Below are 25,374 nucleotides of genomic sequence, written 5' to 3'. Positions count from 1 at the left end.
AACAAATCCTGCCATTTTATACGGGCAGTATATGATCCACAATTTTAAGGTAATCAATTTTTGGTTGCAACCCTAGTTTTAGTGCAAACCCATCTGATTGTATTTCATCTTTTGTTATTGATTTGCGACCGCCTTGTTCCATGCGATCCCAGTATAATTTTAACTGCTTAAAAGGCAGTAAAAAGATTTCTTCAGTTAAAGAAAAACGAATGATGACAAAGGCAAGTCCTTGATGTGTCACAACCTGATCCATATGATTAATTTGATGGGGATGAAAATTTTTCAAAGGAAAGGAAGTTTCATTGCGCGTCTCCTTTGCTTCGAAATCTACATAAAACCCCTTATAAACACCATTATAATCAGTAGTCGAAGCTTGTTTAAAATAAGCTTCTTTTATTACGGCAGCACTTCGTTTCGGATAATCGACATTCACAATTTGAACGGGCGTTGGCTTCTTATGGATAACCGCTTTTCCTCTATCCAGATAATATTGATTTGTTTCGTTTAGATCCTCCTCTAATGTCATCCCGCGTTTCCCATGAGATTTTGCGTTGTGTACAAATGGAATGGAGGTTCGTTCAGTCTCCGCTTTTTTTGATATAAATTTTTTACCGTTTGGATAATGAAACTCCATAGAAAACACCTCACATACTAATCATATCAGATTGACAGGCAGCCGGCACTTAATACACAGACTAGACATAAGTATGATTCATGAGAGGATTCTTGTCGACTACTGAAAGTATTAGACGAATAACTAGTCCAAAAGGTTTCATTCCAAAACCAAATAATCTTTTGGTACAATAGGTTTGGAAATTGTAAAGGAGTGCAACCTAATGCATGATAAACAAATAATGTTGGAATTAACGAAAGAACTGCTGAACACGGTAGAAGAAGCTGAGAAAGAGTATGATAAACGTCGGATAGCAATGGATAAAGGCGACTTCTTTCAAGAGGTAAAGCCTTTTGCAGACCGAGCACATAAACTTTCAAATGAGTGGAAAGATCTTGTTATCCCATTTTTACAGGCGAATCACCAGAAAAATCTTCATGCCAACCAGATTAAGGCAACGGTTGAAAATATTGAGTTACTAACCGTTCAGTGCTTCTTTCCTGAAACAAGCTACAATCGCTTTAAAAGCTATGTTCAGTCCAGTTTTTTTGTTCTTGAACAGGTAGAGAATGTTATGCACAAATGATAGACACCCCTAATCCTATTCAAGAATAGTGTATAGAAAAAAGGGTGAATGAAGATGTACAGGATATATAATTATCAGCCGCCAGCGAACTATCCTATGAATATGGGATATCCGTTTCCTCCATATATGCTTCCTCAAGCTTACAATATTCATCAGGCGGGAACGGATCTTTACAGTCCTCAACAGGGAATTCAAAACCCTTATTCTGTTAAGCAGGGGACTCCAAAGCCTTTTGGAGCACAACAAGGGGACACGGATTCCAACAGTGCTTCAGAAGGACCATCTAAGCCTTATTCTTCTCAACAAGGCGTTTCTAATTTTATGATGCCGCCAGTAATGCCCCCTTTTGGTATGCCGGCAAATTTTCAGCCAAGTGGCAGACCGCAATCACAGTCTTCTTGGATAGAGGCTTTTAAAACTGAAAAAGGCCATTATGATGTAAATAAGATTATGACAACAGCAGGACAAATGATGAGTACCGCACAGCAATTTGGTTCTTTAGTTAAGGGAATCGGTTCAATATTCCCCAAAGTATAAAAATTGAAACGCCAGCAATTAATTGCTGGCGTTATGCTTGTGGGATCGAATATATGTTCGTTATACTGATAGAGAGGTGAGAAAGATGAAGAAAAAATCGTTAGCTGATCTGGTGAAGTTTTTTCAAACAGACCGAGAAATTCAGCAGCAAATAGTAAAATGGCATACGATAGAACCAAAAGAAGCTATGTATGCTCCCATTCCTGCTTCTGTTCACCCTAAATTAGTTGAAGCGCTCAATCATAAAGGGATTGGTCAATTATATACTCATCAAGAAGAAGCATATCGCATGATTAAAAATGGTCATTCCATAACAGCGATCACACCAACCGCATCTGGTAAAACACTTTGTTATAATCTCCCTGTTGTTCAATCTATTTTGGAGAAACCCTCTGTTCGAGCACTCTATTTATTTCCAACAAAAGCGCTTGCTCAGGATCAAAAAACAGAATTAAATGAGTGGCTGGACTTAGCGGATGCAAGTATTACAAGTTATACATATGACGGTGACACTCCTGCATCAATACGGCAAAAAGTCCGCCGTGCAGGTCAAATTGTGATAACGAATCCTGATATGCTGCATTCTGCCATTCTCCCACACCATACGAAGTGGGTCTCGCTGTTTGAAAATTTACAGTTTGTCGTGCTGGATGAACTTCATATATATAGAGGAGTTTTTGGTAGTCATGTAGCCAATGTCATTCGGCGATTAAAGAGGATTTGTGCGTTTTACGGAAGTGATCCTCAATTTATTTGTACGTCAGCCACAATTGCCAATCCAAAGGAGCTTGCAGAAAGCTTAACAGAAAAAAAGATAACCCTGATTAGCCAAAATGGGGCACCTTCTGCAAAAAAACATTTTGTTTTTTATAATCCACCTATTGTAAATCATCAATTAAATATACGAAAAAGCGCGACCTTGGAAGTGAGAAAACTCGCAGGGCTTTTACTTAAGGAGAAAATTCAAACGATTATTTTTGCAAAAAGCCGAGTTCGGGTTGAAATCATTTTATCCTATTTACAAGACCTTGTTAAAAATGAGCTTGGTCCCAAATCAATTCGAGGATACAGAGGCGGATACTTGCCAACACAGCGCAGAGAGATTGAAAAGGGTCTAAGAGATGGTGAAGTTTACGGAGTAGTGAGTACGAATGCTTTGGAGCTTGGGGTGGATATCGGTCAGCTTCAAGCCTGCATCATGACTGGTTACCCGGGCACAATTGCGAGCGCATGGCAGCAGGCGGGGAGAGCGGGAAGAAGGCAAGGGGAAGCTTTAATACTGATGGTGGCTAGTTCAAGTCCGCTTGATCAGTATATTGTGAAGCATCCAGAATATTTTCTTGAAACCTCACCTGAAACGGCCAGGATCAACCCGAACAACCTGGTGATATTACTTGATCATTTAAAATGTGCTGCGTTCGAATTGCCTTTTTCAAAAGGTGATACCTTTGGTGAGCATGATTTGGAAGAGTTATTAGATTTTCTTGTAGAAGAACGTGTTTTGCATCGTTCGAAGGATAAGTGGCATTGGATGAGTGATGCGTTTCCTGCTCACGATATCAGCCTGCGTTCAGCTTCACAGGAAAACGTGGTCATCATTGATCAATCAGATCGAGCTCACGTAAAAGTAATTGGAGAAATGGATCGTTTTAGTGCCATGACACTGCTCCATGATGAAGCCATTTATTTGCATCAGGGCACACAGTACCAAGTGGAATATTTGGACTGGGATGAAAAAAAAGCGTTTGTGGGAGAAGTTGATATTGACTATTTCACGGACGCTAATCTCGCTGTACAGCTGACTGTGTTGGAGGAAGACTGTTTAAAAAAGACAGCACTTGCTTCTGTTTCATATGGAGATGTTTCCGTTAGAGCAATGGCGACAATCTTTAAAAAAATAAAATTTGATACCCATGAAAACATTGGTTCCGGTCCGATCCACTTACCAGAAGAAGAGCTGCACACTAGTGCAACCTGGTTTTCGCTTCATAAAGAGTTAAAGGAACTGACTGAAGATCGAATCGAACAGGGCTTAATCGGCATGGCCCATTCCTTAAAGGCCATCATCCCATTACATGTGATGAGTGACCCGCAGGACATTCATCTCGTTCCGCAGGTAAAAGCAACTCATAATCAGCGTCCAACTCTATTTGTTTATGATCGGTACCCTGGAGGAATTGGATTAAGTGAGAAAGTGTTCGATTTAGGATATACGGTTATCTCTGAAGCGAAGGAAATGGTAACCAGCTGTCAATGCCAAAACGGCTGTCCGTCTTGTATAGGTACAGACACAGGATCAAGGACAGCAAAGCAAGATACAACTGATTTAATGACATTGTTTATTGAATCTTTAGCAGGTGATGATAAATGAGCTTGAAAAACAAATTACAGCGTATGAAACCGTATATTTCATTAAAAAGTGCTACAGCTTCTACCGCATCGGAAAAAAACGAAAATAATATTGATCATCTATCAACATGGAAGGCCAATCAAGTGTCGCCTTTTTGGCTGGATAACGACTACTGTCTAATACGAGAGGTTCATTTTCCCCTATCCTATAAGCATGGGAAATACGCGCTTGAAGATTGCAAAAAAGTGATTGAAGCCTGGCAGTATTCAGCTGTTGCGCATCCTCTTTCAACGAAAAGACATAAGGCTGAAGATTTATTCTTTTTTGATACGGAAACTACAGGCCTTAGAGGTGTAGGCAGTACAATTTTTCTTTTAGGCTATGCTCAATTTACAAGCGAAGGCGTCACGTTAAAACAGCATATTCTTCCGAAGCCGGGGAGTGAAATACCATTATATGTAAGTTTTTTAGAAAATGTAGATTACACCACCCTTGTTACATATAATGGAAAATCCTTTGACTGGCCACAGCTGCAAACCAGACATACACTTATTAAAGAACATGTACCAAAATTGCCAGCAGTGGGTCATTTTGATTTATATCATGCATCAAGGCGTATGTGGAAGCATACACTGGATTCGGTAAAGCTTTCAGAAGTGGAAAAACATATATTACAATTTGAAAGGATTGATGATTTACCAGGTTATTTAGCACCTGCCATTTTCTTTGATTTTGTTGAAAGAAATGATCCAGAAGGCATGCTAAAAGTATTAGACCATAACGAGAAGGATATTTTGTCTCTTATTAGCCTCTATACCCATCTGTCACACCAGCTGCTAGGTAGTGATAAAAAACAAACGAGCGAAGAAAAAGTCTTCGCTGGTAAATGGCTGCATGCAGCAGGCGATTCGCAATCTGCAGCGATCCACTTGGAAAATGCCTTAAAAATGAACAAACAAAATTATGCTGCTGCTCACGAACTGGCTTATACTGAGAAGAGAAAAGGTAATACGAGTAGAGCCATAAATTTATGGCATGAAGTTGCTGCTCATGGTACAGCAAGGGAAAAACGAGAATCCATGATCGAACTCGCTAAAATATATGAGCATACTGTAAAAGATATAGTAAAAGCGATCGAGCTCACAAAAGCAGCCTGTGAAGCAGCGTATCAAGATGGATCGATAAAAAAAATTCCCCTTGATGCTTTTATACAAGCAGCAGAACATCGTCTGCATCGATTAGAGCGAAAATATTGCGTCTTATTTCCAAAAGAATAAATCATTCATTTCCCGGGCAAGCGCAGGATTCGCCGCTGTTTGATGTTTTACTTACTGCGTATTCGACCGATTAAGGGAAGTTTTTTATCGTTTCGACGATTTTCATTGCTTGCTGGTAGATATTTTAAAAAATAAGAGAGTATTGAAATAAAAAACAAATTTATAAATCGTTTTAACATAAAAAAATTGTCACAAAATGTTCATAAGTAGAGAAGGTATGCTGACTTGAGAGGACGTCTATTACATTGTAAGATTAATACTATACAATATAATGGGGTTGAAAATATGAGAAAATTGATATTAATATTATTTTTCTTTGTTATAGGATTTACAGCATTCTTTTTTTCGACAATTGGTGATCAGTTGACTTCTTTGTAATAATTGAGCGGTTTGCATAGGTCAAGCAGCACCTTTCCTTCATACCTTAAAGTAAGCAAGGTTATCCTGAAAAGGAAACCAAGGAAGGGGGAGCAACCGTGCATTGTCCAAGAAGACTTTTACCACCGATCGTACATCCAACAATGTGTTGCACAAATCATATAACTGAGGTAATTGAAGTTCCGCATATCCATCCTATTCAAAATACAACAGTACTTCACCAGTTATATCAACACCAACACTATTTCCCGCAATCACAAAACTTTCAGCAGACAGCGGCAAATCAGCATTTTCATTGCAACCGTCCTTTTTAATTTGATCCCTATCACAGGGGATACAAATATGTCTTGGCTGGCTATCATGTCAGCCTTTTCTATTTTATGTTTAGAATAAGAAGGTGTGCGTTTATGAAGGTTTTGACCATTAGTGGCTATAAGTCTCAAGAAATCGGTGTCTTTAAACAGACAGATCCTGCGCTTTTTTATATAAAGAAAGCGATTAAACAAATTCTCCTTCAACGAATAGAGGAAGGGCTGGAATGGGTTATTATATCTGGTCAGTTGGGGGTGGAGCTTTGGGCAGGCGAGGTTGTACTGGAATTAAAAGAGCTATATCCAAATTTGAGCCTGGCTATACTAACCGCATACGCTGATCACGAATTGAAATGGAATGAAGCCAATCAGGAGATGTACAAACAAATTGCCAATCAGGCAGATTTTGTGGAGGCAATATCAAAAAAGCCTTATGAAAACCCTCAACAATTAAGCAATAAAAATAAATTCTTAATTACAAAATCTGACGGACTGCTAATGGTTTATGATGAGGAGCATGATGGCTCTCCTAAATACCTATGGCAGCTTGCGAAGCAATATCAGGAAAATCACTCGTATGAAATTATTCAAGTGACTTTTCAAGATCTTCAGTTGATTGTTGAAGAAGAGCAATGGAACAACAGATCTTTTAATACAGATTGACAAGTCGTCCGCTTTTTGAAAAAATATAGATAGTGGTTATGACTGTAGGGGTGAAAATGATGAGTGAAAATATGGTGAAATTAACAGCAAAGGAAATACTAGAGCGAGAATTTAAGACAGCAATGAGAGGGTATAAGCCTGAAGAAGTTGATGCATTTCTCGATCAAATAATAAAAGATTATGAAGCATTTCAAGAACGAATTAATGATCTAGAAAAAGAAAACCAACGCTTGCAGCAACAGGTAAACGAACCGCCGAAACGTACACAGGCACCTGCACCGTCAACAGCCGGTACAACCAATTTTGATATTTTAAAACGACTATCAAATCTTGAAAAAGAAGTATTTGGGAGAAAGCTTTACGAAGATCGATAATCACTTACAACTTACATAGATAGGGGTAGCAAATGGTCTAGTTGCAGACTAGTCCATTTTTTGTTTGCTATTAACAATTCGATCATGTATAATAAATTCTTGGCGAATCCATCATGATGATCGGGCAATCGCTGCAGCATTTGCTGCAGAGGAAAGTCCATGCTCACACGGTGCTGAGATGCCCGTAGTGTTCGTGCCTGGCCAAAAAATAAGCCAGGGCATTCCGGTTTAGACTGGTTTGACGGCAGAGGTGATACCTAAGTTCCTTGGAATATGGTATGAACCTCTTGAAAGTGCCACAGTGACGTAGTTCCATCAGAAATGGTGGAAGTGGAACGAGGTAAACCCCGCGAGTGAGAAACTCAAACTATGGTAGGGGCACTTTCCCCAAGGAATTGAACAAGGGGAAGGATCAGCATAACAAACATGCTGATAGATAGATGATTGCCGCCCAAGTACGAGCGTATTTACGCGTTTGTAGTACTGGGAACAAAACATGGCTTACAGATCATCATGATTGATTGTACCAAAGATTAAAAAATTGTTATGAAGTGAAGACTTAGGAGGCAGGGCCATTCGTATAGGTATATGCGGGTCCGCCTTTTTTTCATGTATAGAGATAAGATGTTTTAAAAAAACAAATGAATTTATATCAATTTCATTGAAATAAACGAAATAAGGGTGAAAAAATGACTACTTTTCAATTGGTTGCTACTGCTGCAATGGGGCTTGAATCGGTTGTAGCAAAAGAAGTTCAAAAATTAGGATACGATACCCAGGTTGAAAATGGGAAAATTCTGTTTCAAGGCGATGAAGAAGCGATAGCACGAACAAATTTATGGTTACGGACAGCTGATCGGGTAAAAATAATAGTTGGAGAATTCAAGGTTTTTAGTTTCGATCAGTTATTTGAGCAGACGAAAGCACTGCCGTGGGAAAAGATGCTGCCTGTAGATGCAGCCTTTCCGGTAGCTGGTAAGTCGATCAAATCAAAGCTATACAGTGTACCAGACTGCCAAGCAATCGTAAAGAAAGCAATCGTTGAACGATTAAAAGCATCCTATAAAAGAATGAGTTTTCTTGATGAGTCTGGTCCAACCTTTAAAATTGAAGTGGCGATCCGTAATGATATTGCCACATTAACAATCGATACTAGCGGTACTGGTCTTCACAAGCGTGGATACCGAGTGGATCAAGGAGAAGCGCCTCTTAAAGAAACAATGGCTGCTGCTCTTGTTCAATTAACGAATTGGCGTGCAGATCGTGCATTTCATGATCCGTTCTGCGGTTCAGGTACAATCGCAATAGAAGCGGCACTTATCGGTCAAAATATTGCACCGGGCTTTAACCGTGACTTCATCTCGGAAGAATGGCCTTGGATGAAAAAAGCAATATGGGAAAAAGCAAGACAGGAAGCTGAAGACCTTGCAAAATATGATCAGCCGCTAACAATCTACGGGACTGACATCGACCATCGCATGGTTGATGTCGCCATAGAAAATGCCAAAGAAGCTGGTCTTGGAGATCTTATACAATTTAAGCAAATGCAAATAAAAGATTTTACGGCCTATGAAGAATATGGCGTGATCGTGGGGAATCCTCCGTATGGTGAGCGGCTAGGAGAAGAACGCGAAGTAGAACAAATGTACAAAGATATGGGACAAGCGTTTGAAGCATACCCAACCTGGTCTAAATACATTATCACATCTCATCCTTCTTTCGAAGAGCTTTACGGAAAGCCTGCAACTAAGAAACGTAAACTATTTAACGGTTTTATTCGAACTGATTATTATCAATACTGGGGAACAAGACCACCAAAATTATGATGTAAAGGGCATGCATTGACAAATCGCATGCCTTTCTTATCTATGTTAATAAGAGCGGCCAGCTGTTGAACTACTTATTTTGAAGGGAGCCGATGGATAGTGGCTACAAAATCATTACCTTTTCCTTTAACCGGAGATCAATCATTCTACGAGGCATTAGGAGATTGGATTGGAGATGTTTTTTACGATATTTTTCCTGAGAAAGGTTTAGAGCTGCGAGATGAACAGGTGTATATGGCCTTCCAGCTTGAACAAGCCTTCAAAAAAAAATCAGTTATGTTTGCTGAAGCCGGAGTAGGCACAGGAAAAACCCTTGCATACCTTTTGTACACAATTTGCTATGCAAGATACACTGGAAAGCCAGCAATCATTGCTTGCTCTGACGAAACACTGATTGAACAACTTGTGAAAAAAACGGGTGATATCAAAAAGATAGAAGATCTACTAGGACTTGAAATTGATGTGCGCTTAGCAAAATCCAGAGAGCAATATCTTTGTTTGCAAAAGCTTGAAAAAGCGTCGATGCATTCGGATGATGAAGATCTTGATGACGTTTATAGCCAGCTTCCTGAGTTTGTGTATGGAAAAGGGTCGATGACGTCGTTTTACCCATATGGAGATCGAAAGGAATACCCTTTTCTAGGTGATGAACAATGGAAGCAAGTTAATTATGATTCTCTTCAGGATTGTCTTTCATGTGAACTTAGACATCGATGCGGTCAGACATTGAATCGCGAATTTTACCGTGCGGCTGGGGATTTAATCGTGTGTTCGCACGATTTTTATATGGAACATGTTTGGACAAAGGATGCTAGAAAGAGAGAAGGGCAGCTCCCACTTTTACCAGAAGCTAGTGCCGTTATTTTTGATGAGGGTCATTTACTTGAATTTGCAGCACAAAAAGCCTTAACTTATCGGACCTCATTATCAAATTTATCTGTCGTATTAGATAAATTATCAAGTAATAATATAAGAGAAAAGACACTTTATCTAGTCGACCGTATTATTGAACAGCATGATGATTGGTTTGCAAAAATTAGTCGTCATACAGATCGTGAGAATGCGTCTGAACGCCGTTCCATAAACCGTCATCCTGATCTTATATCAAGTTCTATGACGTTAAAGGCCAGTATAGATGAGCTTCTAGAAGAGCTTGTTTTTGAGTCAGAGCTATATGTAATAGACGAATATGATTTAAAAATAGTTGAAGAATACCTTGAACAGGTGCTATTTTCATTAAAGTTATTTGTAGAAGATGATGGTGCTATTATTTGGCTTGAAGAATCTGGATCAGATGAAACACTTGTCATTATGCCAAGACTTGTAGAAGACATTTTACGTGAAGAGGTTTTCTCAAAATCAATTCCCTTTATCTTTTCATCAGCCACTCTGGCTGTTAAAGGAGATTTTTCTTATTTAGCCAATAGTCTGGGGATCGACAAGTATGATGCCTTCTCTGTTTCTTCACCGTTCGATTATGAAGAATCAATGGACGTAAACATTCATATTATTGATGAAATTTCAAAAGGCGACATTCAAGTAGAATTATTAAATGCTCATCAAAAGGGCAGTCTCCTTTTATTTAACTCAAAAGAAGATCAGGATCTGTTCAGGTTTGCCTCATCTCATGGAATAAACCGATCGCCAATCTATTTTGAGGGTGACGAAGAAATAAGTACCTTGGTCGAAAAGTTTCAACTGAATGAATCAAGCATATTAAGCTCTCATCATTTATGGGAAGGACTCGATGTTCCGGGGGAATCGTTAAGTCAGGTCATTATTGATTCTCTTCCATTCCCGCCAAAAGATCCTGTCTTTGAGGCAAAGCGAAAGCATGTAAATGATCCGCTTATGGATGTCGATCTTCCTTATATGCTGTTGAGATTTCAACAGGGAATCGGCAGGCTGATTCGAACTTCATTTGATGCTGGATCTATACACATTTTTATCAAAACTGAAGATGCCAGATGGATGGATGAGCTTACAGCTGTGTTGCCAGTTCCGCCAAAAACACTTCAGCCCTAAAAAAGAGACCGATCGTAACGGTGTTCTCTTCGCGAGAGTTTTGTAAAGTAGTTAATAACAAAAGACCAAATCGCAATTAGGATTTGGTCTTTTGTTATTGAAATAAAGGAACCTAATGATTTTTCTCATATTAAATAATTCACTGGATAGCATGTATTTTTTCTTAGATTCACCCAACAAGCGAAATTTTTTTAGAAGAACGCGATTCTAGTATTTGTTACGCCTATCACCTAAAGGGAGAGATGGCGGTTAGCGTTATAGCTATTTCAACTTTAATCTGTGGTAGCGTAAAAGGTGCTAGCCAATGACAGAGCGTACTATATTCACATTTTTTCACCTTTCTTTATAACCGAATATAGAAGACTTTCAATAAAAATAAATGTTTTCATTCTTTGTTAGTCGAACATCATTTTCTTACAGTTTCATTTTCATTTCGATGCTTGATAGTACCAAAAGACTTGACACAATTTATTAATAACAAACGATAAGAATACGAAATAGTGTTTTTTCAGTTGTTCATTTATTTTACAACAGGCAGTTGTGAATAAGAAGTTCACCTAAAGAGAACCCGTAATCCCGATAGGTTCTCTTTTTCTTACTGTCTTTTATTCAGAAAAATATGATAAAATGAGTCGGCATATATATCGGAGGAGGAATAAAAATGACCGCAGGATTTCAACAATTAGAAAAAGAATTTATTAGCTACGTTCATAAAATGACGGCATACAATGAAGCCATCGCTCTAATCTATTGGGATCTTCGTACAGGTGCTCCAAAGAAAGCGATCGATCAGCGTTCTCAAGTAATTGGCACACTCTCTTCAGATGTTTTTGCGATGTCAACGTCAGATGAAATGGCATCATTTATTGCTGGATTATCCTCTCATAAAAACGAGCTCAGTGAGGTCACTGTTAAAACGTTAGAAATTTGTCAAAAAGAATACGAACGCAACAAAAAAATACCTGCAGATGAATACCGTGAATATGTAATTTTACAGTCAAAAGCAGAGAGCGTATGGGAAGAAGCGAGGGCGAAATCTGATTTTTCTATGTTTCAACCGTATTTGGAAAAACTAGTGGAAGCAAATAAACGATTTATTCAGTATTGGGATAAGGATGAAAATCCATATGACACATTATTAGACATGTATGAACCAGGTGTAACCGTCGATGTACTGGATCGAGTATTTAACCAAGTTCGAGAAGCAATTGTTCCTCTCGTAAAGAACATTCAACAATCAGGAGATAAACCAGAAACAGATTTTTTGTATACGCATTTCCCGGTAGCTAAGCAAAAGGAATTCAGTTTAAAAATACTCCAAGAAATTGGCTATGATTTTGATGCAGGAAGGTTGGATGAGGCAGTACATCCTTTCGCCATCGGCCTTAATACGGGAGATGTACGTGTAACAACAAGGTATGATGAAAATGATTTTCGAGGGGCAATATTTGGTACAATCCATGAAGGCGGACATGCACTTTATGAACAAAATATTAGCTCATTATTGGTGGGGACACCTTTAGCTGCAGGGACTTCAATGGGGATTCATGAATCTCAGTCCCTTTTTTATGAAAATTTTGTAGGACGTCACCTCTCTTTTTGGAAATGTTATTATGATTTATTAAAGCAGCATGGAAGCGGACAATTTGATCAAATTTCAGTAGAGGATTTTACTAGATCAATCAATGAAACTAAACCTTCGCTGATACGAGTAGAGGCAGACGAGCTTACGTATGCTCTGCATGTGATGGTTCGCTATGAAATTGAAAAAGGATTATTTAATAATGAAATCATGGTAGAAGATCTGCCGGAAATCTGGAACAGTAAATATGAAGAATATCTGGGAGTACGTCCATCCAACGATGCTGAAGGTGTTTTGCAGGACGTGCACTGGTCGGGTGGATCGTTTGGCTATTTCCCATCATACGCACTTGGTTATATGTATGCTGCGCAGTTTAAGAACAAAATGGTACAGGACCTTCCTAACTATAATGATCTGTTGGAAAAAGGAGAATTAACACCGATAAAAGAGTGGATGAAAGAACATGTTCACCAGTTTGGTAAAATGAAAAAACCGTTGGAAATCTTACAGGACACGACTGGTGAGGGATTAAATGCTCAATATTTAATTGATTATTTAACAGAAAAGTATACAAAGATTTATTCTTTATAAATTTTAGGCTTTGTTAAACTTGCCTGTTGATTTCCGCTTCAGGTGCTCGTTTTCCTCGGGCGGTCCGGAAGCCTCCTCGGCGCTATGCGCCTGTGAGGTCTTCCTTTGACTCGTTTTTCCCGTAGGTGTCTCACATCTAACGCTCCAATCAACATCGTGCAAAAATAAACCATTATCTTTAACATAGGAAAATTTTTAAAAATAAAAAATTCAACATGCAATTTTGTCTATAATGATGAGATCCATTTTTATTTTGCTGGCAGCACACATGAAGGAAAGCAGGCAGCAATTATATTGATAAGAATTAATAAAGCACTAAACAGTGTTTGGATACATGTGTATGAATAAGCATGAATTTTTATCCACTCCATGACTAACTATAAATAATGAAGCAAGTAAAAACGACCAAGGAGGGAATGAATTGATGTATTTACCATCTTTTCGACTTGATCATAAGACGGCAATAGTAACTGGAGCTGGGAGAGGAATTGGACGTGCTTTAGCGATTGGGTTAGCAGAAGCTGGAGCGGATGTCGTTCTCATATCAAGAACAAAAAACGACCTTGAAAATACGGCAGATACCATTCGTCAATTGGGCGTGAAGGCATACGTTATGACAGTTGATGTTACATCCAGGGAAGAGATTACAGCTTGTGTGGAAGAAATTAAAGAGAGTGTTATGTCTATTGATATATTAGTTAACAATGCAGGCATAAATATTCGTTCGGCTGCAGCAGATGTAACAGATGAGGAATGGACTAAAATAATGGAGACAAATGTAAAGTCTGCCTTCATGATGTCTCAAGAGGTAGGCAAGATCATGAAAAAACAAGGTACGGGAGGAAGTATATTATCTGTCTCTTCCGTCGCAGGTCATGTGGCACTCAGAACGGGTGTTGCATATGCGGCCTCTAAAGCTGCACTGATTCAAATGACCAAGGTCCTTGCACTCGAATGGGGAAAGGACAATATCCGGGTCAATTCCATTGGACCGTGGTATTTTGAAACTCCATTAACGGAGCAGCTTCTAACAAATGATGAATACTTACATGATATTCTTGCGGTTACACCGTTAAATAGAATCGGTCAGCTAAACGAATTAGTTGGTCCGGCTATTTTATTGGTCTCTGAAGCTGGCAGCTATGTCACTGGTCAGACACTATTTGTTGATGGAGGCATGACTATTCAAGGTTTTTAATCTCAACAAATGCACCAGTGATCATGTTACCTAATTCTCAAATGAAAGCTTTCGGCATTTCAACTACAAGGGGCATTCCGAACATTAAAGCATCAAGTTGGACGAAATGCTGTTAATCGCTATTTATCGAGATATTTCCACTCGCTTCTCTGGTTATTCCAATTAAAATACCCATTTGTTTTTGTCTGATTGCAAATATAGGTTTATGGGGGTGAACCTATATTTGTCAATTTGAATTTTTCGTTTTTTGAGTTATTTATTTCATCGAGCCCGCTATCCAATGTTTATTTAGGAATGATTCAATTCATGTTTTTAGGACTTTTTTCGATATAGGATTCATAAAGAAAATCCGCTACAATGAAGATAAGCTTTGGTAAAGGGGATGCTGTTGACAATGGTTAAGGAAGAAAGCTTGTCTGATAAAGAGTTATTGGCGAAGCTCGCTAATTTCTACAATACTTGTCTTAAGAATAAAGATGAAGCCCGTGCAAAAAAAACAGAGCTTTTAGCAAAGAAAATAGAGAAAAAACAGCTAATTGTCGCATTTTGCGGCCACTTTTCTGCCGGAAAATCAACGATGATTAATACACTAATGGATGAAGAAATCTTACCGTCAAGTCCCATTCCAACGAGTGCGAACTTAATTGCTATTCATGCAGCGGATGAAAATCAAATTTTCGTTACAACAACAGCGGGAAAAATAATTGAACTTCTTCCTCCACTGAATGAAACCGTTATTGGCGAATTGGGAAGAGACGGACTTCAAATTAATAAAATTGACCTTTATAGATCCAATACGAAATTACCTGATAATGTAACCGTTATGGATACTCCGGGTATTGATTCGGTAGACGATGCCCATAAACAATCAACAGAATCTGCTATTCATTTAGCTGACATTGTGTTTTATGTCATGGACTATAATCATGTTCAGTCCCAAATGAATTTTGAATACATACGAAACCTTTCACAGCATGGCGTTTCTGTGCATGCCATTATTAATCAAATTGATAAACATCGTGAAGAAGAATTACCTTTTTCAGTATTTAAACAGTCAACAACAGATGCATTCGAGTCTTGGGGTGCATCACCTATTGCTTATCACTATACCTCGCTAAAAGACAAAACCCATCCTGAAAATGAGCTGCAAAAGGTTCAATCATACATTCAGGAGCTTCTTTTACAGCGTGATGAAGTTATTCTGCAAACGGCAAAGGCATCATTATCTCTCCTAATGGATGAACACAAAACGTATATGGAGAACGAATATGTAGATATGCTCGATACCTATCAGGAGTGGCTATCTGATGAGGACCTTTTGAAACAGGAAACCATTTTTAAACTAGAAGAAGAGCTGATAAATGAAAAGCATTTTACATCTACGGAAGAATGGAGTCAATCATTCGATAAAGAACGTGAACAGCTTCTCGACCATGCCTATTTGATGCCTGCAGATGTTAGGGATATAGCTTCTCGTTTTCTCGAAACGTTACAGCCCTCTTTTAAAATCGGATTATTGTTTTCTTCAAAAAAAACAGAGCAGGAACGAAACATTCGCAAGCGAGCTTTTATCAATTCCTTAGAAAAGACCGTTCAGGCGCGGCTAGTATGGCATATGAAAAATACATGCCATCAAGCATTAAAAAAAGCGGGAATAGTTGACTCGGATTGGTCGGCAAGAATTGAGGAGATAAATCTTCTTATTACGGACGAATTACTGCTTCAGTTTCATAAAAAAGGAGCAGAGGTGAATGGACAATATGTACTCCATTATTGTGAAAGCCTTGCGAATGGAATTAGAGTGAAAGCCAAGAATATACTTGAAGAGATAAAACAGCAAATACTAACTGACTATCATGACTTGATTGAGCAGAAGAGTATACAATCAGAAATAAAATTGATGACCATTCAGAAAAAAGCAAATGCATTGAGAAGCTTGCTTCAGCATAAAAATCGGATAAAAAAAACCTGCGAAAAACAAAAAAAGATCCATTATGATGAAGCTGATCTTACGATTAATGCATGGCAAAATAAATGGCGAGCAGCCAATGCACTAATAATACAGACTCGTGATCTTTCTATCCTGAACTTTAAGAAAACTGATAAAGAAATAGAGAAAGTAGTCTCTCTTGAAGAAAGTAGAAATGTGACTGATCATGATGAAGGGGAGATCATTTCGAAACTTCTTCGCACTGGTCATGCCATTACATCGTTAAAAGGATTTGACCATCAGCGGGAACAACTCTTCCGTCGGGCTGAGCGTTTACAGTCAAAAGACTTTACAGTGGCATTATTTGGTGCATTTAGCGCTGGGAAATCTTCTTTTGCGAATGCACTTCTTGGTGAGAAGGTGTTGCCTGTTTCACCTAACCCGACTACTGCTGCCATTAATCGAATTAAACCACCAACAGAAGAACGTAAGCATGGTGCGGTGACGATCTATTTTAAAACAAAAGAGCATTTATTACGTGATCTTCAATCGGCTATGCAAGGGTTTGGTTATGAACCGCAAAGCCTAGTGGCTGCCTTCGATGCATCTCATAAGCTGATGGAAAAAACAGGTGAAATCAATGGCCTTGAAACGAAAAAAAGTTTTATTCGTGCATTTTTAAAAGGATGGCCTGCTTATGAAAAACAGCTCGGTGCTGCCATGGAAACGGATCGTTCCGAATTTGAGGGATTCGTTGCGAATGAACATCAGTCATGCTTTGTTGAATCCATAGATTTATACTATGATTCACCGGTTGCAAGACAAGGAATCACGCTGGTAGATACACCGGGGGCTGACTCGATTAATGCTCGTCATACAGATGTCTCCTTTGATTATATTCGAAATGCAGATGCAATATTATTTGTGACTTATTATAATCATGCATTCGCAAGAGCAGACCGAGAATTTCTCATTCAATTAGGCAGAGTAAAAGAAAGCTTTGAACTTGATAAAATGTTTTTTATTGTAAATGCGGCTGATCTAGCGGATTCAGAAAAAGAAAAAGAGCAGGTTCTGGCCTATGTTCAAGATCAATTAACGGCATTTGGGATTCGTTTTCCGCGTATTTACGGGGTATCGAGTATCCAAGCAATCAGTTTTAAAAAAGAGATTGTACATCAGTCAGGAATCGAGTTATTCAAAAGCGAATTCAATCATTTTCTTGAGTATGATTTACAAGGGATGGCGCTTTTAGCGGCTGAACAAGATTGCGAAATGATTACAAGGCGATTAGATCGGCTAGTTAAGGAAGCCTCCCAAAACGAAGAACAAAAGATCCAGAGACTTAAAAAGCTTGAAGAAGCTAAGAAACGCATCCAAAGCCGTCTGTCTGAGCCGGATTTACATTCGGTAAAGAAAAGAACGGAACAAGAACTGGCTGAATTGCTTCATTATATGAAACAAAGAGTCTTTTATCGATTTTCTGATTTTTTCAAAGAGTCATTTAACCCAACTTTATTCGTTCACCAGTCAAATCAAAAAGCACTTGAACAAGCATTGGCTTCATTGCTAAAAATGCTTGGTTTTGATTTTTCCCAAGAATTGCGTGTAATTAATCATAGAATGGCTATTTTTATTCAACATCAGCTTCATGATCAGTTAAAGCTTGAAATAGAATCGCTCAGTATATCACAGGATGAATTGATTCTCCCTAATGTGGATTTAACCTCAAAAGACCTGTTGATTTTTTTAAATTGGTTTGAAAAAACGAATGTGCAGGATTTCAAGGAGGAGCTTTCCTTGTTTAAAAATACGAAATCCTTCTTTGAAAAAAATGAAAAAAGAATCATGCGGGATCGTTTAGAGGAAAATCTCCAAAATCGTTCTACTAATGAAATAAATGCTGTCACTCATCACCTTCAACAATGGATAAGTGATTATCTTTCTATAGAAGGAATTGAGCTGTATAATAGATGGATGGCAGATCTTATCAATCAAATCAATGGATCAATTGAGGGGCTGCAATCTAAAGAAATGGTTGGTTATTGGCAAGAGGCCTTACATACGATTAGAGAAGGAGTACATGTTTAATGAAGGACTTTCATGCATGTGCTACATGCATACATTTTGTTGCTGATAAAACAGCAAATAGAATGCGATATCTATGCGGGCGACTAGGCTTTGATACAAAACCACATTACCAGTTTAATTGTTGGGAACCAAAACCCCATGTGAAAAAACTAATGGAGAAAGAGAGGGAACGATAGATGAAAAATGTTGTAGATGTTAACTGGCTATACGACCGTTTAGGTGATCAGCAGCTTCGAATTATTGACTGTCGTTTTTCCTTGCAACATCCAAATGAAGGGAGATTGCTATATGAGAAAGAGCATATCCCGGGAGCCGTTTATTTCGATTTAGAGAAGGACTTATCTGGAAAAGCTGGAAAGCATGGAGGTCGTCATCCACTGCCGCAACAAGATCAATTGAAGGAACTGCTTGAAAAAGCAGGGATTGATCATGCAACAACGGTTATTGCATATGACGGTGGTGAGGGAGCTTTTGCTTCACGCTGCTGGTGGTTATTACGTTATTTTGGTCATGATAAGGTGTATGTATTAGATGGCGGAATTCGCAAATGGAAAGAAAACGGATATTTACTTGATCATGTCATTCCAGCTGTGAAAGAGAAGACTTTTATACCAATGATACAAGAAAATATGATTATAAATCATGAAGGTATACAAGATATCGTACAAGGTAAAACGATGGCGACTCTTATTGACTCTCGTGCAAAAGAACGCTATGCGGGCATTCAGGAGCCGATTGATCGTGTGCCTGGCCATATTCCAGGTGCCGTCAATAAAGACTGGGTTGAAGGATTAAAGGATGGTCTGTTTCTTTCTGGTGAAAAACAGGAGGAACGCTTTTCTGACTTTTCAAAGACAACACCTCTCATTGTCTATTGTGGCAGTGGAATTACGGCTACACCGAATGTTCTGGCATTAGAGGAAGCTGGCTATACAAATGTTAAATTATATCCAGGTAGCTATAGCGACTGGATTTCTTATGAAGAAAATGAAATTGAAACAGGTGAGATAGCTGGAAGTCAGGACAAGGGGTAAGCAAGGGGGCATCATGATGCAAAAAGAGAAGCATATATTACTAATTGATGGAATGGCGCTATTATTTCGTTCATATTTTGCCACTGCCATAACGGGCCAATTTATGGTCAATAGCAACGGTATACCTACGAATGCGATACAAGGATTTTTGCGTCATGCGTTAACGGCCATCAATCAAATCCAACCCACGCATGTTGCGGTTTGCTGGGATATGGGACAAAAAACATTTCGAAACGACTTATATAATGGATATAAGGCAAATAGACAGCAGCCGCCTGTGGAGTTAATTCCACAGTTTGATTTAGTAAAGGAAATAGCAGAAAAATTCTCATTTGTCAATATAGGTCTTTCCGGCTATGAAGCGGATGATTGCATAGGTACAATTGCAAAAAGTGTTCATGATTCTTCGAAGGTTACCATTGTTAGTGGAGATAAGGATTTGCTTCAACTGCTTGATGATGACATTGAAATTTGGCTGATAAAAAAAGGCTACGGTACTTATGAGCGATTTGACCGGTTTCGTTTTATGGAAGAATATGAAATCACACCAGCTCAATTTATTGACGTAAAAGCATTAATGGGGGATCCAAGTGATGGATTTCCTGGTGTTAAAGGTATAGGTGAAAAAACGGCCTTTAAGCTAATTCGTGAGTACAGTACGATTGAGGGGATTATTCAAAATATCAACAAGCTTACTCCTTCTCTGGCCAAAAAAATTGAACAGGATATGGAGATGCTTCATCTATCAAGAAATCTGGCAGCTATACACTGTGAAGTTCCTCTTGAAGGGCTGACTACATTTGGAGAATGGAATGGCGTCCCGTCCTTCGCTTCCGCTGCAATCGACGAGTACGAATTAAGAGCAGTGAAAAGGTTTTTATCAGATCGCCTTGATGCGGCTGGAGATTCGAAATGAAGCATCAATCGTTAGAGGATTTTTTGGCTGATTTAGAAACGAAAGGATTTAAATTAGGCGACGAAGCGATTGGATTTATTTATTTTGGGCGAAAATACACAGAAGCCTCCGATATCATCATTCAAGTAGCGATCGAAGTAACCTTGAAAGTTCAGCAGCGGTTTGATAGCAGCTTCTATATGTCAGTCCTAGAAGAGTTGGTAAGAACCAAGTATAAATCAAGAGGAACCATGCTAAAGCACTTTAAAGATAAAGGAATAAAAATGTAAATACATCCCCCCGTTGAGACTACGTCACGGGGGGCAATTTTTATTTATAAAACACTGCCTTTCTTGCCAGTTCATCAGCAACATGATTTTCTTTACTAGGAATCCATTTGATAAAAAATAAATCATACTGGTCGAGTAGAGGAATCATTTGTTCAAAATAATTAAGGTAGCGTTTGTTCTTAATAAATCTTTTCTCCACAGCACCAAAAACCGCCTGAGAATCTGTTCGGCAGGAAATAATTTGTTTTCGATATGGTAAACACAAGGTTAGCCCGTGAATTAGGGCTTCGTATTCAGCCTCATGATTACTCATAATTCCAAGGGGGATGGCATGCTTTTGTGACTGGTCTCCGTTCTTTATAAAAACACCCGCACCGCTTGGACCTGGGTTACCGGCACTCGCGCCATCAATATATAATTCAATCATCGAACTCCTCCTTTTAACGCAACAGGCTTGTCCACGAAAATAAACATCTTTTTTTAGATATAAGCGTGTATGAATAAAATAACGAATAAATGCTGAACCACATAGAACCGATAAAGTTAATAATTGATTTTGATCGAATCGTAGTAGTATAAATAAAAATATAATCTAAATCGAACGTTGTCAAAACATTCATGAACCACAAGTGCCATTCTTTTTTTATTTTTATCCATCGATCCAAGATCAATCGATTTTCTCCTTGAACGTGAGGCTTGCCATCATAAACTAGAAGAGAGTAAAATGGAAATCAACTGACAGATAGGAGGAGAAATGATGGATGTTAGGCTTCACTTTAACTATTACCACCAAGCGTTGCCGTCAGTCGCCTTTTCTTCTGATTGGATCGAAGGAAAGTACGTTTTACCTTATATAAAAGATTTAGAGAAAACAGGAAGGATGAAGGATCTGGTTATTGAAGATAATCTTGGACATTCCTGGACGTTAAAAGAATTTAAAAAGCTTACGGAAAAAGTAAAAGGTGAAAAAACCAACGTCTCGATCCACTTCGATGGAAGTTTTAGGTTGAGTGATCATAAAGCAGGAATAGGAATCGTATTGACATACGATGAAGATGACATGTCTTATCGTATTCGGGAGAATGATCAGCTAGAGGAGATCAACTCAAATAATGAAGCAGAATATGCGGCTCTGTACCGTTCTATACAGCTGTGTTCTGAGCTGCGTATCGAACATCAGCTTGTCAAAGTGACAGGAGATTCTCTTGTTGTAATAAACCAATTAAATGGAGAGTGGCCCTGCTATGAACCCGCTCTTCAACGATGGTTGGACCGTATTGAAGAAGAGTGTAGAAGAAATCATATAGTTCTTGAAGGCATTGCGGTAAAACGAAATGAAAATAAAGATGCGGATAAATTAGCTTCCCAAGCAGTGCAAGGAATTTCGATCCGCAGCCATAACGAAATGTAACCAATGAAAGGGCGATGAATATAGTGGAAAGAAGAAAGGTGATTGATGAAGTAGAGGAGCTTTTAAACACCTATTGCAAGGATTGTTTAGTTAAAAAACAGCTCAGAGCCGATTATGGAAAAACACATGCTCACAGTTTTTGTATTCAGCAGTGTACAGTGGGAGAGAAAATACAAAAATATGGAAAGTATTTGGCTTAATCATCAATGATTTCTTATACTCAAATAGAAAATAGGCTGACGAAGTGTATCGTCAGCCAAAATTTACAAGAATTTATTAGAGCTTTACAACGTTTGCAGCTTGAGGTCCACGGTTGCCTTCAACAATTTCAAACGACACTTCTTGACCTTCTTCCAGTGATTTGTATCCATCACCTTGAACGGCAGTAAAGTGTACAAATACATCATCTCCGCCTTCTACTTCGATAAAACCATACCCTTTTTCGTTGTTGAACCATTTTACTTTGCCATTTTGCATGTTAAATCCTCCTACAACTTACGAAGCACAGCACCGTGCTCAAGCGAGTGTATTTTTCATTTACAGATTATCTATTCACAGGTTTGACATAAAATGTACATAATCTGCTAAATGATGATTTTACTATACAACACAAGTTTAAGAAGAGTCAAGACAACTTTTGAATTTTCAAAATATTGAATAATGATTAATTGGATTTAATTCTTGACAAGCGTGCTAAAAAAAATTAAAGTTGCCTTAAGGAAACATTTATAACTTCTACTAAAAATTTATATTTAGGTGAAATTTATTTTTTTACCGTAAAAGTTGCCTTAGACCAATAAAATAGGTTGAGGTAAAGAAAGGGGTAAACAGTATGTACTCAAAAGCATTAAAACGATTTGTGAGCATCATGGTTATGTCATTTGTTCTGGTCGGCTGCAATGTGGCAGAAAAAGAGGGAGGGGAGGACCAGCCAATCCAAGTGGTTGCGACGACCTCGCAGATTGGTGATTCAATTTCACAAATTGGCGGAGAGTTCTTAGAGGTAACGACCCTTATGGGACCAGGAGTTGATCCACACATTTATCAACCGACTCAACGTGATATTCAAGCACTTCAAAATGCGGATATTGTTTTTTATAATGGGTTGCATTTGGAAGGAAGAATGGATGAAGTGTTTGAACAGATTGGAAAAGATAGACCGGTATTGGCGCTAGCGGATGCGGTTTCAGCTCAGGATTTACTGAATGATCCAGATGAACCGGCTGTTACAGATCCACATATTTGGTTTGATATAGACATTTGGATGACCGCGTTAGATCATGCAACAAAAGAATTAGAGGAATTGCTGCCAAATAATAAAGCGGAGCTAAATGTACAAAAAGAGGCTTATTTTTCACAATTGGAAGAATTAAAAACTGAAAGCTTGAAAACGATGGCAACAATTCCGGATGAGCAGCGTGTTCTTGTGACTGCACATGACGCATTTGGTTATTTTGGACGAATGTATAACACTGAAGTACTTGGACTGCAAGGTCTGAGCACAGAGGATGAAATCGGTGTTTCAGATATACAGGAAATTGTTAATTTGTTAGTGGAAAGGGAGATTCCTTCAGTCTTTGTTGAGAGCAGTATCAGTGAACGTTCCATTCGAGCTGTGATAGAAGGAGCAACCCAAGCCGGGCATTCTGTTACGCTTGGCGGAGAATTATATTCTGATGCAATGGGTGCAAAAGGTACCGAAACAGGAACGTATATCGGGATGTATAAACACAATATCGAAACGATATCACAAGCACTCCTTAAGGAGGGAGAATAAATGAATGTACTTGATGTTCGACGTTTATCTACTGCTTATCAAAATAAGGTCGTATTGGACTCACTCTCTTTCTCGGTCCGGAAAGGAACATTGACAGGTATTATTGGTCCTAATGGTGCCGGCAAATCTACGATGTTAAAAACATTATTAGGTTTACAGCCGAAGCTTCAGGGAGAAGTCGAATTTTTCGGCAAAAAGCTGGAGACAGAAAAAAAGAGAATTGGATATGTTCCACAGCGAGGTGCCGTCGATTGGGATTTTCCCACTAATGTATTAGATGTTGTGATGATGGGATTGTATGGACAGATAGGCTGGCTTCGTATTCCAGGCAAACAACACCGTCAAAAGGCAATGGAAGCACTAGATAAGGTTGCAATGACTGATTATGCAACAAGGCAAATAAGCCAGCTCTCTGGGGGGCAGCAGCAGCGAGTATTTTTGGCCAGGGCATTAGTTCAGCAGGCTGATTTGTATTTTATGGATGAACCATTCGCAGGTGTAGATGCAAAAACAGAACAAACCATTATGAGTGTTTTGCATGAACTAAAGGAACAAGGGCATACAGTACTCGTTGTTCATCACGATTTGCAAACTGTACCAAGGTATTTTGATCAAGTATTGCTTATGAATAAGAAACTAATTGCACATGGTCCGACTGAAAAGGTTTTTACAACGGATTATCTAAGTAAAACATATGGAGGAGCGATTCAGTGGCTAGAAGGAGGATTCAATGGCAGACATCCTGTTAAGCAGTAATTTTCAATGGGTATTTGTCAGTGCAGTTATGTTAGGGATGGCTGCCGGTATGATGGGAACCATGTCAAATCTTAGAAAGCAAGGGCTGATGAGTGATGCCATTTCCCACGCTGCTTTACCAGGTGTCATGATCGCATTTTTAATGACGGGTGAAAAAGATTTAATGTTCCTGATCATAGGTGCCGGATTGAGTGGGCTGATTGCTGCCTGCTTAATTCAAGGCATACATCAATCAACACGAATAAAAGAAGATGCTGCTATGGGAATTGTACTTTCTGTATTTTTCGGTGGAGGGATTATGCTTCTTACCATTGCAAACCAGGTAGGACAAGGGAAGCAAAGTGGCTTAGATGGTTTTATTTTTGGGCAGGCAGCTTCTATGATCCGCTCTGACGCTATGATCATGGGGGTATTGGCGATCATTGTCATGCTGGTAATCGTTTTCCGTTTTAAGGAGTGGAAGGTTGTTTTATTTGATCCCAATCATGCCAAAATGATGGGGATTCCAGTAAAATTTTATGAGTCATTTTATACTTTTTTGCTGGTGGTAACCATTGTGATTGGAATTCAAGCGGTTGGTGTTATTTTAATGGCAGCATTACTCATTATTCCATCTGTAAGTGCAAGATATTGGACACATTCATTGCTGATCATGTTTGTACTTTCTGCTGTTTTTGGAGGGATTTCCGGAGGCCTGGGTACGCTGATCAGTGCATTTGGTGAGGGATTACCGACGGGACCGTTTATTGTTGTCTCGTCTTCTGTGATCTTTTTAGTCTCCTTGTTTTTAGGGTCGAAAAATGGACTATGGATACAGCGTATGAAATTATCAAAATATAAGTCACTCAAATCCTCACATGACGTGAAGGAGGATTAAAC

23 protein-coding genes and 1 other RNA gene are annotated in these 25,374 nt (G+C 38.7%); 21 read left to right on the top strand and 3 right to left on the bottom strand.

All coding sequences use genetic code 11. The features are described 5' to 3' along the window. Window positions 1–16 precede the first annotated feature (16 nt). Complete coding sequence (gene recU / locus KP78_RS14465; protein ID WP_041090076.1) at window positions 17–634, bottom strand: Holliday junction resolvase RecU; 618 nt, start codon at window positions 632–634, stop codon at window positions 17–19. A 202-nt stretch (window positions 635–836) separates the two neighbouring features. Between recU and KP78_RS14460 the strand changes: the two genes are divergently transcribed. The 16 genes from KP78_RS14460 to KP78_RS14395 all read left to right on the top strand — a co-directional run bounded on the left by KP78_RS14460 (window position 837) and on the right by KP78_RS14395 (window position 20,551). Next, window positions 837–1,199, top strand: coding sequence for a DUF1798 family protein (locus KP78_RS14460; RefSeq protein WP_041090075.1), 363 nt, complete (start codon window positions 837–839; stop codon window positions 1,197–1,199). 54 nt (window positions 1,200–1,253) lie between these two features. Further along, the gene (locus KP78_RS14455; RefSeq protein ID WP_041090074.1) at window positions 1,254–1,736 is read left to right on the top strand and encodes a YppG family protein; all 483 of its coding nucleotides are present in this window, start codon (window positions 1,254–1,256) and stop codon (window positions 1,734–1,736) included. A gap of 85 nt (window positions 1,737–1,821) precedes the next feature. Continuing rightward, the gene (locus tag KP78_RS14450) at window positions 1,822–4,107 is read left to right on the top strand and encodes a DEAD/DEAH box helicase (RefSeq protein ID WP_041090073.1); all 2,286 of its coding nucleotides are present in this window, start codon (window positions 1,822–1,824) and stop codon (window positions 4,105–4,107) included. Window positions 4,108–4,130: 23 nt separating this feature from the next. Continuing rightward, complete coding sequence (locus tag KP78_RS14445) at window positions 4,131–5,363, top strand: ribonuclease H-like domain-containing protein (protein WP_235420952.1); 1,233 nt, start codon at window positions 4,131–4,133, stop codon at window positions 5,361–5,363. Window positions 5,364–5,839: 476 nt separating this feature from the next. Next, a complete protein-coding gene (locus KP78_RS19395; RefSeq protein ID WP_084220096.1) occupies window positions 5,840–6,055 on the top strand; it encodes a CotD family spore coat protein in 216 nt (71 codons plus the stop codon). A gap of 93 nt (window positions 6,056–6,148) precedes the next feature. Then, window positions 6,149–6,715 carry an SLOG family protein gene (locus KP78_RS14440; protein WP_041090071.1) on the top strand — a complete coding sequence of 189 codons (567 nt, stop codon included), beginning with the start codon at window positions 6,149–6,151 and terminating at the stop codon, window positions 6,713–6,715. Between the two features lie 59 nt (window positions 6,716–6,774). Further along, complete coding sequence (gpsB, locus tag KP78_RS14435) at window positions 6,775–7,089, top strand: cell division regulator GpsB (protein ID WP_041090070.1); 315 nt, start codon at window positions 6,775–6,777, stop codon at window positions 7,087–7,089. 116 nt (window positions 7,090–7,205) lie between these two features. Further along, an RNA gene (rnpB, locus tag KP78_RS19390) (RNase P RNA component class B) lies at window positions 7,206–7,598 on the top strand. Between the two features lie 180 nt (window positions 7,599–7,778). Then, window positions 7,779–8,915, top strand: a complete 1,137-nt coding sequence (locus KP78_RS14430; RefSeq protein WP_041090069.1) for a THUMP domain-containing class I SAM-dependent RNA methyltransferase — start codon at window positions 7,779–7,781, stop codon at window positions 8,913–8,915. Between the two features lie 99 nt (window positions 8,916–9,014). After that, window positions 9,015–10,940, top strand: a complete 1,926-nt coding sequence (locus KP78_RS14425; RefSeq protein WP_041090068.1) for an ATP-dependent DNA helicase — start codon at window positions 9,015–9,017, stop codon at window positions 10,938–10,940. A 661-nt stretch (window positions 10,941–11,601) separates the two neighbouring features. Continuing rightward, window positions 11,602–13,113: a carboxypeptidase M32 gene (locus tag KP78_RS14420; RefSeq protein WP_041090067.1), complete on the top strand. Its 1,512-nt coding sequence runs from the start codon at window positions 11,602–11,604 to the stop codon at window positions 13,111–13,113. 424 nt (window positions 13,114–13,537) lie between these two features. Then, window positions 13,538–14,311 (top strand): SDR family NAD(P)-dependent oxidoreductase, encoded by a 774-nt coding sequence (locus KP78_RS14415; protein ID WP_041090066.1) that lies wholly within the window; start codon window positions 13,538–13,540, stop codon window positions 14,309–14,311. A gap of 394 nt (window positions 14,312–14,705) precedes the next feature. Further along, window positions 14,706–18,332 (top strand): dynamin family protein, encoded by a 3,627-nt coding sequence (locus tag KP78_RS14410; RefSeq protein ID WP_041090065.1) that lies wholly within the window; start codon window positions 14,706–14,708, stop codon window positions 18,330–18,332. A 176-nt stretch (window positions 18,333–18,508) separates the two neighbouring features. Then, window positions 18,509–19,366, top strand: coding sequence for a sulfurtransferase (locus KP78_RS14405; RefSeq protein WP_041090064.1), 858 nt, complete (start codon window positions 18,509–18,511; stop codon window positions 19,364–19,366). Window positions 19,367–19,382: 16 nt separating this feature from the next. Continuing rightward, the gene (locus KP78_RS14400) at window positions 19,383–20,282 is read left to right on the top strand and encodes a 5'-3' exonuclease (RefSeq protein ID WP_041090063.1); all 900 of its coding nucleotides are present in this window, start codon (window positions 19,383–19,385) and stop codon (window positions 20,280–20,282) included. Beyond that, window positions 20,279–20,551, top strand: a complete 273-nt coding sequence (locus KP78_RS14395; RefSeq protein ID WP_041090062.1) for a DUF6123 family protein — start codon at window positions 20,279–20,281, stop codon at window positions 20,549–20,551. Before KP78_RS14400 ends, KP78_RS14395 begins: the two co-directional genes overlap by 4 nt. A gap of 40 nt (window positions 20,552–20,591) precedes the next feature. Here KP78_RS14395 and KP78_RS14390 read toward each other — a convergent pair whose 3' ends face one another. After that, a complete protein-coding gene (locus tag KP78_RS14390) occupies window positions 20,592–20,978 on the bottom strand; it encodes a reverse transcriptase-like protein (RefSeq protein ID WP_041090061.1) in 387 nt (128 codons plus the stop codon). Between the two features lie 330 nt (window positions 20,979–21,308). Here KP78_RS14390 and KP78_RS14385 point away from each other — a divergent pair, with 330 nt between their 5' ends. Together KP78_RS14385 and KP78_RS19385 are read left to right on the top strand one after the other, a co-directional pair. Further along, the gene (locus KP78_RS14385; protein WP_041090060.1) at window positions 21,309–21,962 is read left to right on the top strand and encodes a reverse transcriptase-like protein; all 654 of its coding nucleotides are present in this window, start codon (window positions 21,309–21,311) and stop codon (window positions 21,960–21,962) included. A gap of 23 nt (window positions 21,963–21,985) precedes the next feature. Next, window positions 21,986–22,162, top strand: a complete 177-nt coding sequence (locus KP78_RS19385; protein ID WP_084220093.1) for a zinc-finger domain-containing protein — start codon at window positions 21,986–21,988, stop codon at window positions 22,160–22,162. Window positions 22,163–22,238: 76 nt separating this feature from the next. Here KP78_RS19385 and cspD read toward each other — a convergent pair whose 3' ends face one another. Beyond that, window positions 22,239–22,439 carry a cold-shock protein CspD gene (gene cspD, locus KP78_RS14380; protein WP_041090059.1) on the bottom strand — a complete coding sequence of 67 codons (201 nt, stop codon included), beginning with the start codon at window positions 22,437–22,439 and terminating at the stop codon, window positions 22,239–22,241. Window positions 22,440–22,794: 355 nt separating this feature from the next. On the opposite strand from cspD, the gene KP78_RS14375 reads away from it, so the two are divergent. From KP78_RS14375 to KP78_RS14365, 3 genes are read left to right on the top strand one after another with little or no spacing between them, the layout of a single operon-like run. Next, the gene (locus tag KP78_RS14375; protein WP_041090058.1) at window positions 22,795–23,739 is read left to right on the top strand and encodes a metal ABC transporter solute-binding protein, Zn/Mn family; all 945 of its coding nucleotides are present in this window, start codon (window positions 22,795–22,797) and stop codon (window positions 23,737–23,739) included. Beyond that, entirely contained in the window at window positions 23,740–24,495 is a 756-nt protein-coding gene (locus KP78_RS14370) for a metal ABC transporter ATP-binding protein (RefSeq protein ID WP_041090057.1), read from the top strand. Then, window positions 24,470–25,372 (top strand): metal ABC transporter permease, encoded by a 903-nt coding sequence (locus KP78_RS14365; protein WP_041090056.1) that lies wholly within the window; start codon window positions 24,470–24,472, stop codon window positions 25,370–25,372. The genes KP78_RS14370 and KP78_RS14365 overlap by 26 nt, the downstream gene beginning before the upstream one ends. Window positions 25,373–25,374 lie beyond the last annotated feature (2 nt).

It is taken from the genome of Jeotgalibacillus soli, from assembly GCF_000829435.1.
GTDB lineage: Bacteria > Bacillota > Bacilli > Bacillales > Jeotgalibacillaceae > Jeotgalibacillus > Jeotgalibacillus soli.
Note: the sequence above shows the minus strand (reverse complement) of the source record. Positions and strands in the feature narration are given on the sequence as shown.

Excerpts from the sequence above, each read along its gene's own strand:
- KP78_RS14430 (WP_041090069.1), top strand. The coding sequence starts at position 7,779 with ATGACTACTTTTCAATTGGTTGCTACTGCTGCAATGGGGCTTGAATCG.
- KP78_RS14405 (WP_041090064.1), top strand. The coding sequence starts at position 18,509 with ATGAAAAATGTTGTAGATGTTAACTGGCTATACGACCGTTTAGGTGAT.
- KP78_RS14365 (WP_041090056.1), top strand. The coding sequence starts at position 24,470 with ATGGCAGACATCCTGTTAAGCAGTAATTTTCAATGGGTATTTGTCAGT.
- KP78_RS14410 (WP_041090065.1), top strand. The coding sequence starts at position 14,706 with ATGGTTAAGGAAGAAAGCTTGTCTGATAAAGAGTTATTGGCGAAGCTC.
- KP78_RS14455 (WP_041090074.1), top strand. The coding sequence starts at position 1,254 with ATGTACAGGATATATAATTATCAGCCGCCAGCGAACTATCCTATGAAT.
- KP78_RS14420 (WP_041090067.1), top strand. The coding sequence starts at position 11,602 with ATGACCGCAGGATTTCAACAATTAGAAAAAGAATTTATTAGCTACGTT.
- KP78_RS14385 (WP_041090060.1), top strand. The coding sequence starts at position 21,309 with ATGGATGTTAGGCTTCACTTTAACTATTACCACCAAGCGTTGCCGTCA.
- KP78_RS14450 (WP_041090073.1), top strand. The coding sequence starts at position 1,822 with ATGAAGAAAAAATCGTTAGCTGATCTGGTGAAGTTTTTTCAAACAGAC.
- gpsB (WP_041090070.1), top strand. The coding sequence starts at position 6,775 with ATGAGTGAAAATATGGTGAAATTAACAGCAAAGGAAATACTAGAGCGA.
- KP78_RS14370 (WP_041090057.1), top strand. The coding sequence starts at position 23,740 with ATGAATGTACTTGATGTTCGACGTTTATCTACTGCTTATCAAAATAAG.
- KP78_RS14400 (WP_041090063.1), top strand. The coding sequence starts at position 19,383 with ATGCAAAAAGAGAAGCATATATTACTAATTGATGGAATGGCGCTATTA.
- KP78_RS14395 (WP_041090062.1), top strand. The coding sequence starts at position 20,279 with ATGAAGCATCAATCGTTAGAGGATTTTTTGGCTGATTTAGAAACGAAA.
- KP78_RS14375 (WP_041090058.1), top strand. The coding sequence starts at position 22,795 with ATGTACTCAAAAGCATTAAAACGATTTGTGAGCATCATGGTTATGTCA.
- KP78_RS14460 (WP_041090075.1), top strand. The coding sequence starts at position 837 with ATGCATGATAAACAAATAATGTTGGAATTAACGAAAGAACTGCTGAAC.
- KP78_RS14390 (WP_041090061.1), bottom strand. The coding sequence starts at position 20,978 with ATGATTGAATTATATATTGATGGCGCGAGTGCCGGTAACCCAGGTCCA.
- KP78_RS14415 (WP_041090066.1), top strand. The coding sequence starts at position 13,538 with ATGTATTTACCATCTTTTCGACTTGATCATAAGACGGCAATAGTAACT.
- recU (WP_041090076.1), bottom strand. The coding sequence starts at position 634 with ATGGAGTTTCATTATCCAAACGGTAAAAAATTTATATCAAAAAAAGCG.
- KP78_RS14440 (WP_041090071.1), top strand. The coding sequence starts at position 6,149 with ATGAAGGTTTTGACCATTAGTGGCTATAAGTCTCAAGAAATCGGTGTC.
- KP78_RS14445 (WP_235420952.1), top strand. The coding sequence starts at position 4,131 with ATGAAACCGTATATTTCATTAAAAAGTGCTACAGCTTCTACCGCATCG.
- cspD (WP_041090059.1), bottom strand. The coding sequence starts at position 22,439 with ATGCAAAATGGCAAAGTAAAATGGTTCAACAACGAAAAAGGGTATGGT.